This is a genomic window from Mycetohabitans endofungorum, from assembly GCF_002927045.1.
Classification (GTDB): domain Bacteria; phylum Pseudomonadota; class Gammaproteobacteria; order Burkholderiales; family Burkholderiaceae; genus Mycetohabitans; species Mycetohabitans endofungorum.
Genome location: NZ_PRDW01000028.1, coordinates 1 through 13415, shown reverse-complemented (window position 1 = coordinate 13415; position 13415 = coordinate 1). Strand labels below are relative to the sequence as shown.

The 13415-nt window shown below is 55.3% G+C and carries 10 protein-coding genes; 8 read left to right on the top strand and 2 right to left on the bottom strand.

Going from position 1 to position 13415, the window contains the following annotated elements:
• Nucleotides 1–402, top strand: a 402-nt coding sequence (locus B0O95_RS14745) for an ATP-binding protein (RefSeq protein WP_158249515.1), incomplete at its 5' end; no start/stop codon positions are given.
• 224 nt (nt 403–626) lie between these two features.
• On the opposite strand, the gene B0O95_RS14740 is transcribed toward B0O95_RS14745, so the two are convergent.
• Nucleotides 627–1400 carry an integrase catalytic domain-containing protein gene (locus B0O95_RS14740; protein WP_233203435.1) on the bottom strand — a complete coding sequence of 258 codons (774 nt, stop codon included), beginning with the start codon at nt 1398–1400 and terminating at the stop codon, nt 627–629.
• 767 nt (nt 1401–2167) lie between these two features.
• Between B0O95_RS14740 and B0O95_RS14735 the strand changes: the two genes are divergently transcribed.
• The 4 genes from B0O95_RS14735 to B0O95_RS14720 all read left to right on the top strand — a co-directional run bounded on the left by B0O95_RS14735 (nt 2168) and on the right by B0O95_RS14720 (nt 8931).
• Nucleotides 2168–3949, top strand: a complete 1782-nt coding sequence (locus B0O95_RS14735) for a hypothetical protein (RefSeq protein ID WP_104078529.1) — start codon at nt 2168–2170, stop codon at nt 3947–3949.
• A 159-nt stretch (nt 3950–4108) separates the two neighbouring features.
• A complete protein-coding gene (locus B0O95_RS14730) occupies nt 4109–5965 on the top strand; it encodes a hypothetical protein (protein WP_104078528.1) in 1857 nt (618 codons plus the stop codon).
• Between the two features lie 19 nt (nt 5966–5984).
• Entirely contained in the window at nt 5985–8201 is a 2217-nt protein-coding gene (locus tag B0O95_RS14725; protein WP_104078527.1) for an SAM-dependent methyltransferase, read from the top strand.
• A gap of 70 nt (nt 8202–8271) precedes the next feature.
• Nucleotides 8272–8931: a phytanoyl-CoA dioxygenase family protein gene (locus B0O95_RS14720; RefSeq protein WP_104078526.1), complete on the top strand. Its 660-nt coding sequence runs from the start codon at nt 8272–8274 to the stop codon at nt 8929–8931.
• Nucleotides 8932–9441: 510 nt separating this feature from the next.
• Here the strand turns inward: B0O95_RS14720 and B0O95_RS14710 are convergent.
• The gene (locus B0O95_RS14710) at nt 9442–9690 is read right to left on the bottom strand and encodes a type II toxin-antitoxin system TacA family antitoxin (protein WP_332908574.1); all 249 of its coding nucleotides are present in this window, start codon (nt 9688–9690) and stop codon (nt 9442–9444) included.
• Nucleotides 9691–10169: 479 nt separating this feature from the next.
• Here B0O95_RS14710 and hpnI point away from each other — a divergent pair, with 479 nt between their 5' ends.
• The 3 genes from hpnI to hpnK all read left to right on the top strand — a co-directional run.
• Nucleotides 10170–11396, top strand: a complete 1227-nt coding sequence (hpnI, locus tag B0O95_RS14705) for a bacteriohopanetetrol glucosamine biosynthesis glycosyltransferase HpnI (protein ID WP_104078525.1) — start codon at nt 10170–10172, stop codon at nt 11394–11396.
• A gap of 85 nt (nt 11397–11481) precedes the next feature.
• A complete protein-coding gene (hpnJ, locus tag B0O95_RS14700) occupies nt 11482–12903 on the top strand; it encodes a hopanoid biosynthesis associated radical SAM protein HpnJ (protein ID WP_104078524.1) in 1422 nt (473 codons plus the stop codon).
• Nucleotides 12900–13415: hopanoid biosynthesis-associated protein HpnK (hpnK, locus tag B0O95_RS14695; protein WP_146064105.1), on the top strand; the 516-nt coding region annotated here is incomplete at its 3' end. The genes hpnJ and hpnK, both read left to right, overlap by 4 nt.

Genomic DNA, 13415 nt, shown 5'->3' with positions numbered 1-13415 from the left:
CTCGTCGAGCAAGGGTACCCGGTCTTGTTCACACCCACGGGGGCCTTGGTGCAGCGGCTACTGGCAGCAAAGCGCGATCTGCGTTTGCCGCAGGAGCTAGCGAAGCTGGATCGCTTCGAGTGCCTCATTCTGGACGATATCGGCTACGTCCAGCATAACCGAGATGAAATGGAAGTGCTGTTCACGTTGCTCGCTGAGCGCTACGAGCGCAAGAGCATCATCATCACAACAAACCTCGTGTTCTCAGAGTGGGAGCGCATCTTTAAGGATCCAATGACCACGCTCGCGGCCATCGACCGCGTCGTCCATCATAGTGTCATTCTCGACTTGATGAGCGTTGAAAGCTATCGGGCAAAAGCTGCCGGTGCCAAGCCGACGGCGTCAGCCCCGGTAGCAACATAGGGCGGCAATTTTAGTTGTCGTCGGCGGCGTTTGTAGTTGACGCCAGACAACGTGTCTTCGATTTCAGCTTAAATGAAGGCTGGAAGAAGTTAATGTACAAACGTGACACCTCGTAAAGGCAGTCAAGGGTTTGCGTCGCTTCAAGTCCACGCAACCGGCCATACCCGACGAGGCGGCGCACGACTGATCCATTCTTTTGCTCGAACCACGCCTGGTAGTTTTTCTTATACGCACGAGAGCGTCAGCTCGATGCGCGCTGCCTTGCAGAAGTCGAATACGGCCTCATTCATGAAGGCGGTATCGTTATCGCAATCCAGACCACGCAGCGCAAACGGCAATGCTCGGCTAACCCGTTCGAGGTGCTCGAGAACGAACGCACCGCTTCGATAGGGCATGGCCAGGCATTCGGTCCAGCCGGTCGCGATATCGGTCATCACGAAGCTGTGTACGAAGTCGCCGTCGATCTTGGTGCCACCGCAATGCTCGACGAAATCAACCTCGAGATAGCCGGGTGGCGGATGATTCCAGTTAGTGAAGGTGCGGATCGGCACGGCACGGCCAATTGCGTTACCCAGTGCGCCAGCGCGTCGGCGTTGACCTGCGAAAGCCTGTTCGCGCACGTCATGCAGCAGCCGGTCACCGGTGGCGGCGCTGATCTGACTCAGCCGTTGGCGAACCTGCTTTGATAGCGTCAGGTGACCATGCCGTGCCATCGCATCGGTCAGCGTTGGAATGAGCGCCTTCAGTCGTTTGCCGCAGATCCGATCGGCCGCCTCCCACAGCGTGATCAGCGCGGCCCGCACCTGATCGTCGTAGCGTCGCTGGGGGCCGGGCTTCGTCCTCGGCAGCACAGGCTCGCGGCACAGCACACGGATGGCGTGCTTGCGATGATATCCCGTCACCTGGACAAACTCGTCCAGTATCGCACGTTTCTCGCTCCGATCAGAACGGCGGTACCGCTCGCCAACCGCCTCTATCCATTCCCGTCGTATTGACATGCTGAGCCGCCTCGTCATCAGTCGTCCCCGCCAGCATTCTGACGGGTAACAAATTACATGAGGCAACAGGCTCCGATCGGTAGCAAAAAACCTGAGTCAATGCGTCAGCAAAAGTAATTTTCGCCAGACACTCGGGTATGAACTCGCGCTAACGAGATGTGGGTAATTGCAAGCAGGATACGGCGCTTACGGCCTGACGTCCAGGTTGCGTTAGCGACTCTTAATGGCTAATGTTTTGTCGGATTAGGCAAATAAAAACTCCTTGCATTCCTACCAAAGAGTTTTATAGTAGATTTACCTTGTTGCTTAAGCTGTGCGAGTAACAGTTGGGTTTGGTCATCTTATATAGTGAGAGCTGGCAATAAGATTGAAATGGGTAATTTTTCAAGGGCAGCGATTTTGCGTTCTATGAAAGCAAGGCTTGAAGTGAAATCAATGACAAGGTAACTTTAAATTAAACAGAGTCGCGTTTTCTTATGCGAGGCACCAAATTTACATATTTTTATTGTATCAATTCATTTTGACTTACCGCAAGTCGATTGCGACTTAAGCGTTTTCCTTGTCAAGGTGACGTTTTAATTAGCACAAGTACAAGTTAGTGTCCATCGCTTAGCGTTTAATACTGGTCATCGCATCTTTTCTTGAAAATGTGTAGCACAATTTATCCCAGATGACCAGGGAAGTATGTAAGCAGTTTGTCTTTTAAACGATGTTCTCGTAGCTTCCCTGTCTTTTTTAGTTGGCTATTTCAGACCCGGAGATATATTATGACCAGATTGACCGCCCCTAGCACCTCCCCCACGCCCAACGGGGACCAAAGCAAGCAAATCGAAGTAACCAACAACAGCGGCGTTACGGCTTGCATTTTAACCCCTACAACCAATAACCCGACTGATCCAGCCAACGGAGTCATGGTTTACGATCAATCTTTAGAGCTACTGAAGGCAACAGACGGCACGACGACCATCAACAATAATGCCACCCAAACCTTCACTCTCGACCAGTATTACATCGATCCCACCACCCATCAAAAAAAATACTCCACCCTTTACAACCTTTTGGTCAGTACGGCTGATTGGCTCTCGCCAGTGGCCAATCTGGGGGTGATCCAAATTATGTCGAAGTATGCGCCACAGACGGTAACCGCTGAATCGCTGAAATCGATGAAGGAAGCCGCAACTTTCTTTCAAACCATCAATGCTTATCCAAATTCCAAGCTAACTACTGATTTTCAGACTGCAATGTCCGGCGCCCAGACTGCTGCAAGCAAAGCAGCGGATGGGTCGTCGGGCTCCTCTGACGCCGTGGCTGACAGCATCGCTGACAACGTTAACAAGTTTTTTAAAAGTACCACCTCCTATAAAGACGTGACGCTGGCGAGCTTTGTTGCCATGCAAAGTTATTATCAAGCTTTTCCCTTCGCCTGGGCTGCTTACGGCGACAAAACTTTTTATCTTTACGCGACCACCGGCAGCACCACGCAGTTCATGGGCACTATTACCCTGACTAAGCCAACGACGTTAGACGTCACCTTACCCAACGCCGGATACAGTTGTACTTTTGCCCCGGCGGTCAAGCCATCTGACACTACGTCGGTGGAGGTAGACAACAGTCAGAGCAAAACTTTAGTGTATCTGAACGGATTGTTTGTCGATTCCGCTAGTCCCGACAACCCAGCGCTGGCGGTCAAGGGGCTGTTTATGGTTAAGTCGCAGTTCACTCAAACCCCGTCCGACACCGCTATCATTCCAGTACTCACCGGTACTGTCAACGGCATGATGGCGCTTGGCTTTGACCAGCCGCAAAAATCCGACGACAAGCAGCACTCTGACTACTGGAATGTGTTGTTTGCTCCCAAAGGAGTGGCCCAGATCTTTGAAAGCGTGATGGCTTGGGGCGGCGCGGTCATGCTGCTCCACTTTGTCGGAACAACTTTGTACGGCATCTACAAGTGGGCTCGCGGACTGGGTGCCGCCAAACAGCCAACCATGCAGGAAATGTTTGAGCAGCAACTGAAGTCGATTCAAGACGCTTTACAAGCGCAGAATCAGGACGTAGCCCAGCGAATGAGCGACGGCCAAATGAGCGCTCCGTCCAGCCCCGAAGCTGCTATGCAGGATTTGGCTGTCCAAACCGGCAACATCGCCGACGAGGTCAACGCAGCCTCCCTGGAAGATGGCGTCAACGCCATGAACACTACCATGCAAGAACTGGCGCAATACATGTCAGAAATGTCGCAGGATCAGTTGACACAGCTCGAAGGCCTGGGTGGCCAGTTGCAGGACGTTCAAAACGCGTTAACTAATGCAACATCGGAAACCTTACACACCGTGGTGCAAGAACAGGTGCAGGCTATGAAAGATTTACACAGCGGCATGGACGGTTTCGTAGACTCGGTCTCAGAATCTCTAAGTGCCCAATCCGCTGAAATGATCAAAAGCAACCAGACGGCCGTGCAAGAAATCAACAAGCAGATCGAAGAGTCGCAGGAGGAGCAGGAAAAAATTGTCGACGACGACGATCCGGCTGCCGAGCCGATCGATGAATGATACTTTCGGCCAGCAGCCGCCATTGACCGCTTCTGATCAATGGCGGTACCTTGCGTCCGTGCTCTCCCAGTCCGGTTCCCTGATCCAGATTCTCACAGACATACAACACCAAACGCCTAATGCTTCACACACTAACATTAATTAGCCAGGACAAAAGTCATGACTCAGGTCACCATTACCAATTCCCTCGCCCAAGCCCTTGACATCTATACTTTCACTGTGCCGGCAGGGGCCACTACCTCCGATCCCAATACCCTATATCCGTCCTACACTAAGGTCGGTTCAGTCCCAGCTAACCAGACATCACTCTACACTCTTGGTGAGCCCATCGAATCGCTGTCCTTTGTTCTGCCTGACACCGGCCTACCGGTCGCAACTGCCGTGGCCGGGCCACTCAGTGGCGGAACCGTGACAATCCCGGCCAATGCCGTTGATATTGCCAAGGCGGCCTTCGACTTTTACCAATCCTATACCGGTAGCCCATACAGCCCCGATAGTCTGGCGATCAACGACATCATTTTGACTACGCCAGACCTAACTAAACAAAAACCTCTTCTTGATGCCTGGTTTGCTTCGCATAAACTTAGCTTCAGTTATGAACTTTTTAGTGCCGTTTCCTTTTGGGCCGAAAACGATGTTCGGGCTTGGGGCGGAACAGGCGGAAAAACCTTTTACTGCTATTCACCGCAACCACCGCAGCCAATTATTCCTCTCGTCCTGCCGAAAACCGCTACCGGGCAAATCGTATTCAGCAGTAATGGTTGCGCCCAATATACTCCTTTAAACGAACAAAGAGGCAGTGGCACGCCAGTACCACTGACGTTCAGCCGCCGCGCGCTGACGTCGACTGGTGCCACTGACTCGTCCGGAATCAAGCTTACATTGGTTCTGCAAGACATGAATTTGCACAACGGCCAGCCCGACACCTACGAACCGTTCTTCCAAGGTAAAATCAATGGCGAAGATCTGATCGTACAACCTTATCAGGTGCCGCAATTGGCTTGGTGGATGGCCGCCTACAATCTGGCCAACGTTACCTACACCGCCATCAATATGGTGATGATCGTCCACACAGTGATTGATCTTGCTAAGGCGTTGCCCGGCTTATACAATGCCTTGCAAAGCGGCGGGCAGGCCTTACTTAACGCCGTAAAGAGCGACGCTAACGCGTTGGTCGACTGGATTTCCAATAAATTCGATGCCGCTGGCGTTGAAAACGGCGATCTAATCAACGTCGATGTCGACACCGATGTGGATACAGACGTCGATACTGATGTGGACACAGACGTCGATACTGATGTGGACACAGATGTGGACATTGATGTCGACATTGACGTTGACATTGACGCTTTGGTGGTAGTTGACGTTGACGTTGACATTGATGTCGATATTGATACCGATATCGACAACGTCGTCGATAATGTGGTCGACAATGTTATTGATGTTGATACTGACATCGATACCGATATCAACATCGACGAGTCGGCCCTGGTTGGACTGGCTAAGCGGGTCGGCTCATCTCTATGGGCTAATAAAGGAAAAATTTTCAAGTTTGTTTTTAAAAACGCTGCCGTGATGGGCGGCATGATCGGTGCCCAAAAATTGCTGGAACTTTGGTACAAAAAGGCGTCGATCAGCTACGCTGACGAACAGCCGTCCTCGGCATCTCCGCTCGGTGTGTTGATGAACTACATGGAAAATCCAGCCAACAGCATTGAAGAGCGTTGGACTACCTTTTCTTACTATGTGGAGGACGGCGCTGATGCCAATGAGCAGAACATGGTGGTTAGTGGCATCTTGTCCTTAAAAAACGACGCTGAGGATCAGGCTCTTGCCAACTGGCGGTGGAGCCAGCAGGACGCCGATACTGCACTGGCGGCCATGACTCAGTTTAGCGAGCCGGGACAGTGGCCACAAGCCTACGTCAAACTAGGACAGTACACGTATCAAAACAAACCGCTTCCACTGAAAGTCGGCGCTGGGGTCGCCCTAAAGTTTATCGCCAAAATCATGTGAACCTTAGGAGAAGAAAATCATGAATCAGGCACTGGCCTCGGACTATCCGACCTATGAAGACCATCAGCGGGCGTGGGAGGAATTGGCGGCAGGTATTGCTCGTCTAAAGCCCACCGTGCGGGAAATCGCAGACGGTGAAATCCCGCCCAATAGCAAACCCGGCACCCTAACTATCATAGGATCTGGAATTGAAACCATCGGCTTTTCCATTGGTGATGAAAAGATAATACAGGCCGCTGATAAGGTACTGTTTTGCGTCGCCGATCCGGCAACTGTAGTCTGGCTCAAACGGATACGACCTGATAGCCTTGACCTCTATGTTCTTTATGGCGAGGACAAGGTCCGCTATGTCACTTATATGCAGATGACCGAGGCCCAATTGTACTGGGTCCGGCAAGGGTTGGACGTGGTGGTGGTGTTTTACGGCCACCCCGGCATCTTCGTACTGTCCACCCACCGGGCGGTAATGATTGCCCGACGTGAAGGTCATCGGGCAAAGATGAAGGCCGGAGTATGCGCCCTTGATACCTTGTGCGCCGATCTGGGGGTTGATCCTTGTCATCCCGGCTTGCAAACTCATGAAGCTACCGATTGCTTAACTCGGCGCCGGCGGATTGATACCTCGCTGCACGTGGTTCTGTGGCAGGTTGGGCTGATCGGCGAATTGGGATACCGCCGCCACGGCTACCTCAATAGCGGATTTTCCTATTTTGTAAACTGGCTGATTGAGTCATACGGGCCCGAATACCAAATCACCCACTACGTCGCATCAAGGTATCCGACAATCGAGCCCTTGATTGCGATTCATGCCCTAAAGGACCTTCACGACCCCGAAGTTCAGTCCACAATCAACGGTATTTCCACCTTTTATCTGCCCCCACGCGACGTAGTGCCAACAGACCGCCAAACCGCAGTTGACCTCGGGCTGCTAAAGGATGGGCAAAGCCTAACGACTCCAAAGTCGCCCCTGCGCGAGATCGGTCTGTATGGTCCACGTGAAATGTTAGCCTTTGACGCGTTCAGGCAATTTTCCATCCCAAAGTCCTACCGCTGGCAGGGCAACACACGGGCTAGTAACTTCCTGATTGAACTGCGCTTTGATACTAGTTTGCAAAACCTGTACCGTCATGCGCCTGAGCAGGCCCTGAACGATCCGCGTTTTGTTGGTCTGTCGGACCGTGAGCGGCAAATGCTGGCCTCCCGCGATTCCGGCGCAATTCAGATCGCAGCCAAAGGAACCTATGTTCGATCGGAAGCCAACGAGAACATGATTCACTCGTTGATGGTCAGTAAAAAAGCTTGCTTTGATTTCCTTAGCCAAGTCCGTGGGAAACCGCTGACCTTGGCCCGAAAAACCGCTGTACAATGGGCTGAAAAGCACGGATACCAGCCAGATTGGTCTTGTTATCATGCCACGGTCGATCATCTGTACCGTACCACTTTGTCCCCGTGGACTGGGGTTTATGTTACGGTCGATGGCAGTACCGTCGTCACTCTAATCGGGCACCGCGGGAACCCGTTGCACAGTATTCTATATGTCAATGATCGCCGAATTCGCCACTTTACTTTGAAAGGAGGTATGGTTCAGTGGTTCGAACAACCGGGAGTTCCGTTCAACGGCTTCCTAAAACTTGACTTGCAGTCGTCAGGGGATCGACGCCTGGTCGGCAAACTATGGCCTCGTCAAAGTACCGCCAGCGACGCCAAAATTCTGACCGTTGATGCTGTCGATCCGGCAACCATTGCTATGGTCAACCGCCTATCGGTGCCCCCGCCACTGCGCTTTGGATCCTTTATCCTCCGCTCCAACGGTCGCTTTACCCGCGTTCCCACTCCAATGGTTCTAGCCGATGACCGGTTGATTATCGCTGGCAAACCTATTCCAGTGTTTGAATTGTCATCCGACAGTTTAATATGGTCGGAAGGTACCCGTGATTTTTACTCAGGAAACATTCGGTTTCTGCGAGATCCAGTGGCCGGTTCTATCGAAATCTACGGGGAGTGTCGTTCGCAGGAAGAAGCGATACCACTGCGCTGCTACGGGGCACGCCAGCCGGGGAATGAGGATCCCCCTCTCGCATATGATGGCCCACCATTGCCAGGGGCGGCATCAAAGCATCTTGCGACTCTTGCTAACGCTGCGCTGAGCACCGGCGGACTGATGCTGTGGCACAAGTGGGAAAAAGCCCATTTAGCGTCGTTAACCGTCGCCCAAGTTTTAGCTTCGCTGGCATAATCTGCCTCACCCTATTTCAGTCCCTATAAGAACGGAGAAGGCGAGTCAACCCTTATTTCGAGCCACGACTATGCATCGCCGCTTTATCATCATCAACTACGACACTGATCAGTATCCCTTTGCAAGGATTTTAGCCCGCGATGTGTTTCATGTCTCCCGCATTGACCGGCTCCACGAGTTCTGGCGGCGGCAGTGCGGGCGGTCCCGATTAACCTACCAAGATAACCTGTCCTTACGGACCTTAATGCAAAAACTGCCTGATGATTCCGCTTTCTACATTCTCTATCACCGCTGGATTGCTGATCAGCTGGCACCCTTTTATGCCAATTGTGTCCGTTACTCGGCGCATCCCAAAATGCGGGTCCATTTAGCGCGCACCGGCAGCGTCAGCGATTTTCACCGCGACGCCGACATTACGGGACGCGAAGAGCAAATCAATTGCTATCTGCCGTTCACCAATGTTCACGACGGTTGTACTCTGTACGTCGAAGATGATTATGGCAGTGACAATTATTCTCCTCTCAATTTGCGCTACGGACAGGCTTTGCTTTGGGATGGCGGCTTTTTGTACCATGGCAGCCGGTTCAACGATACCGACACCACCCGGGTTAGTTGCGATTTCCGTTTTCACCCCCGGCGTCCCGACCGTGTGCAAAGCCCGTGGCGGGATATTCTAGCTGACCGCCCTTCACAAAATGAGGGGCCAAATGCGCGTGATCTTGGTGTCTAACGCTGCGTCGGGGGGCAGGGCAAGCGCGACGAAGCTGGCCAGACTTGGTGGTTATCTCGCGCGTGCCGGCTCCACCTCCTGGCAATATCGTCATGTGGCGTGGCATCCGGCGTCTGACCGACATCCAGCTTGGCTATGGACTTGCTCTTTCAGATTGTGGGTAATTGTAAGCTCGCGAGGGCCGTTCGCACAGCGTGTCGCATGAAGTTTAAATGAGCTCGCCTTAATTTTTTGGTAGGAGCAAAAGTGGACGAGACGTTAAACAGGCACGCAGCCAGCGGTGGGGGCAAGCGGCACCCCAACTTTCCGCTCAAGCTTAACCGGTGACTGGCCGCGCGCGAGCCAATCGTAAATCGCATTGAAATTGTCATCGGCGGCGCACTGGCGGCATCCGAGTGCGCGGTGCAGGCCGTTGCGATCATCGAGCATGGCGGGTAGTGATAACGTATCGAGCGGCTGTGGCACGATGGGCGTCGGCGTTTGCAAGGTTTTACGCAGGCGCTCGTTTGGCTATGGGGACATGTCCAGACGCGCCACAAAGGCTGCATAAGCTTTTGGGGAAGCCGTCATGATGGTTTGGTCAAGCAACGCGTCTTCTGCAGCTGCCCGTGCCGCTTCCAACACAAAATCCGTACGATTTTTCCCTCGGACCTTCGCAGCCCGGTCAATCAAGCTTCGCTCCTTGGGCTTGATGCGCAGATTCAATGTCTCGCGCTTGGCAAGCGCTGTGTTGGAAGCTGGCAGGGTGGTTATCGCCAATGGCGAATGCTATTGCAGCATATTGCAAACATAACGTCATTACAGACTTCTGGCTTAGGCGTCGACCAGTCGCAGGCACCAACACCGGCGCCTGCGCAGGCCCACAGGATGACGAAGGGCGCGCCAGGATGACGAAGGGCCTTTGCGTAGTTGTGTGCGCGGTCGTGATTTTCGTCAAGACGCGGTTGCTGCCATCACATCGAGTCGTTATCATCCTGGACTCACTTCTGAGCCCGGCGCGCCAACGGACGTGCGTGGGTGCAACGGGGGGCTGCGGCAGAGGCTGGAAAACGCGGCATCCGGTCGGTAGCGCGGGTGAACGCGCACGTCATCAGAATACTGCGTACACTCGATGTAGCAGAAAATAGCCTTTCATATTACTTTGGTTTATTACTTTAACGTTGTCCAGGTCCGGCTTGGGCTGGCAAGAATGAACGAAAACGACGCATGTCGCCAAGGTAGCATGCGTCTACTGTGTGATGGCAGCAACCGCAAATCTCGCGTCCTGGTTAATCGTGACCGTCGCCGCCATGGCGGCGTTTTATGCTGTGATCGCCGCGGCGGTATCGCTGCGCGGGCGTCGCCCCCCGTATCCGGCACAGCTAAATGCGCCAGGCGCGCCGCTTACGCCGGTCAGCGTGCTCAAGCCGCTGTGCGGGCTAGAGCCGCGGCTGTTTGAGAATCTCGCGACGTTCTGCGAGCAAGATCATCTGTGCTTCGAATTGCTTTGCGGCGTCCACTCTCCGAACGATCCGGCGATTGCGGTCGTCGAGCGGCTGCAAGCGGCTTATCCGACATGCGACATCCGACTGTTTGTTGATCCGCATGTGCATGGCAGCAATCTGAAGGTCAGCAATCTGATCAACCTGGCCGCGCACGCCCGCTACGATACGATTGTCCTTGCCGATAGCGATATCGCGGTGCAGCCGCATTACCTGGCCTCGGTGTGCGCGCCGCTGGCCGATCCGGCTGTGGGCGTGGTCACGTGCCTATACCGAGCGCACGGCGTCGGTCCGTGGTGGACGCGGCTTGGCGCGATGTTTGTCAATGACTGGTTCGCACCGTCGGTGCGGGTCGCGCATGCCGGAGGATCGACCCGCTTCGGTTTTGGCTCGACGCTGGCGCTGCGGCGGCAGACCCTTGATACAATTGGCGGTTTCCAGCGATTGAAGAACTGTCTCGCGGACGATTACTGGCTGGCCGAACACGCGCGCGAAACCGGGCTCGCGACGGTGCTGTCGGACATCACGGTATCCACCGACGTCGCAGAGTCGCATTTCGGTGCACTGTGGCGGCGTGAAACGCGTTGGTTACGCACGATCCGCTCGATCAATCCGTTCGGTTTCGGCTTCCTGTTCGTCACGTTCACGTCGCCGTGGCTGATCGCGGCTGCGGCGCTCGCGCTGGTCCGGCCTGCGTCCCAGACGCTGTTGGGTGGCGTTGCCGCGGCGCTGGCCAGCATCGGCTTGCTCGCGCGACTGGTGCTGCACTGGCGTGGCGTCTACATCACCGGTGAGGTGGCTCGAGAGCACGACGCGCGCACCGTGCGCCCCTTCCTGCGCGATTTGCCGCTGGTGCCGTTGCGCGACATGTTGTTGTTGGGTCAATGGCTGAGCGCTGCGGTTGGCTCGCACGTATACTGGCGCGGCTCGCGCGTGCCGCTGGTCGGCACGCCATTGCCGTCGCGCAACCGTGAGTCGCTGTAGCGGCGTGCGTCCCGGACGATCGAGGTCACGGCTTTTTGGGGAACGTGGTGCGGCGTTCATCGCACATTGCGGAGCATTTGACTAAATGAAGACGCTTTTCTTGCAGGCTCCGTCATTTGACGGTTTTGACGGCGGCGCCGGATCACGCTATCAGGCCAAGCGCGAAATACGCTCGTTCTGGTACCCGACATGGCTCGCGCAGCCCGCCGCGATGGTGCCGGGCAGCCGCGTGCTCGACGCGCCGGCTGACGGCCTATCGGTCAAGGCGACGCTTGATATCGCGCAAGACTACGATCTGGTCGTTATCCACACGAGCACGCCGTCGTTCCCAACCGACGCGTTGTTTGCGCAGAAGCTCAAGGAGCGCAAGCCGTCGGTGATGATTGGCATGGTTGGCGCGAAAGTGGCGGTCGATCCGCATGGCACGCTCAGCGCGAGTGCGGCGATCGACTGGGTCGGCCGCGAGGAGTTCGACTATACGTGTAAGGAAGTCGCCGAAGGCCGGCCGTTGAAGGACGTCACCGGCCTGTCGTACCGGCTGGCCGATGGCTCGATCGAGCACAATCCACCGCGACCGATGATCGAGAACATGGACGAGTTGCCGTTCGTGGCGCCCGTCTACAAGCGCGACCTGAAAATCGACAACTATTTCATCGGCTACCTGAAGCATCCGTACGTGTCGATCTATACCGGCCGCGGCTGCCGCTCGCGCTGCACGTTCTGCCTGTGGCCACAAACGGTCGGTGGGCATCGCTATCGGGTACGCTCGGTCGAGAACGTGCTGGAGGAAGTGAAGTGGATTCGCGACAACATGCCTGAAGTCAAGGAGATCATGTTCGACGACGACACGTTCACCGACTTCAAGCCGCGCGTGGAGGCAATCGCGCGTGGGCTCGGCAAGCTCGGTGTCACGTGGTCGTGCAATGCCAAGGCGAACGTGCCGTATTCGACGCTGAAGATCATGAAGGAAAACGGCCTGCGGCTGTTGCTGGTCGGCTACGAGTCCGGCGACGATCAGATCTTGCTGAATATCAAGAAGGGGTTGCGCACCGATATCGCGCGCCGTTTCAGTGAGGACTGCCGCAAGCTCGGCATCAAGATTCACGGCACCTTCATCCTTGGCCTACCCGGAGAAACGCGCGAGACGATTCAAAAAACCATTGCGTATGCGAAGGAAATCAACCCGCATACGATCCAGGTGTCGCTGGCCGCGCCGTATCCCGGGACGACGCTGTACAAGCAGGCCGTCGAGAACGGTTGGCTGGAGGAAAACAAGGTCATCAACCTGGTCAGCCATGAGGGCGTGCAGTTGGCGGCGATCGGCTACCCACACCTGTCACGCGAGGACATCTATCACGGCCTCGAGGAGTTTTACAAGCGGTTCTATTTCCGGCCGTCAAAGATCTGGGAGATCGTGCGGGAGATGCTGACGAGCTGGGAAATGATGAAGCGCCGGCTGCGCGAGGGGATCGAGTTCTTCCGCTTCCTGCGAGCGCACGAGGCGTGACACAGTCGTCGGCCCGCGCATTGATCGTCACCGCCGACGACTTCGGACTGCATCCGCGCGTGAACGAGGCAGTCGAGCGCGCGCATCGCGAGGGCATCCTGAATGCGGCGAGCCTGATGGTGGCCGCGCCAGCCGCGCGCGATGCGCTTGAGCGCGCGCGCCGGATGCCGTCGCTGCGTGTCGGCTTACATCTGGTGCTGGTTGACGGCAATGCGATGCTGCCGCGTGAGCGCATCGCGTCCCTGGTCGACGCACATGGCCGGTTTGGCGATGCGATGGCTCGCGATGGGGTTCGGTTCTTTTTCCTGCCGCATGTGCGCCGGCAACTGGCCCGCGAGATCCGCGCGCAGTTCGACGCGTTCGCGGCGACTGGTTTGACGCTGGATCACGTCAATACGCACAAGCATTTCCACCTGCACCCGACCGTCTTGTCGCTGATCGTTGAAATCGGCCGTGATTACGGCATGCACGCGATGCGGCTGCCGCGAGAGGCTGACGCACCGCTGCTGCTG

Bases quoted from the DNA above. Each gene is read 5' to 3' on its own strand.
- B0O95_RS14735 (WP_104078529.1), top strand. From the start codon at position 2,168: ATGACCAGATTGACCGCCCCTAGCACCTCCCCCACGCCCAACGGGGAC.
- B0O95_RS14720 (WP_104078526.1), top strand. From the start codon at position 8,272: ATGCATCGCCGCTTTATCATCATCAACTACGACACTGATCAGTATCCC.
- B0O95_RS14725 (WP_104078527.1), top strand. From the start codon at position 5,985: ATGAATCAGGCACTGGCCTCGGACTATCCGACCTATGAAGACCATCAG.
- B0O95_RS14730 (WP_104078528.1), top strand. From the start codon at position 4,109: ATGACTCAGGTCACCATTACCAATTCCCTCGCCCAAGCCCTTGACATC.
- hpnI (WP_104078525.1), top strand. From the start codon at position 10,170: ATGGCAGCAACCGCAAATCTCGCGTCCTGGTTAATCGTGACCGTCGCC.
- hpnJ (WP_104078524.1), top strand. From the start codon at position 11,482: ATGAAGACGCTTTTCTTGCAGGCTCCGTCATTTGACGGTTTTGACGGC.
- B0O95_RS14740 (WP_233203435.1), bottom strand. From the start codon at position 1,400: ATGTCAATACGACGGGAATGGATAGAGGCGGTTGGCGAGCGGTACCGC.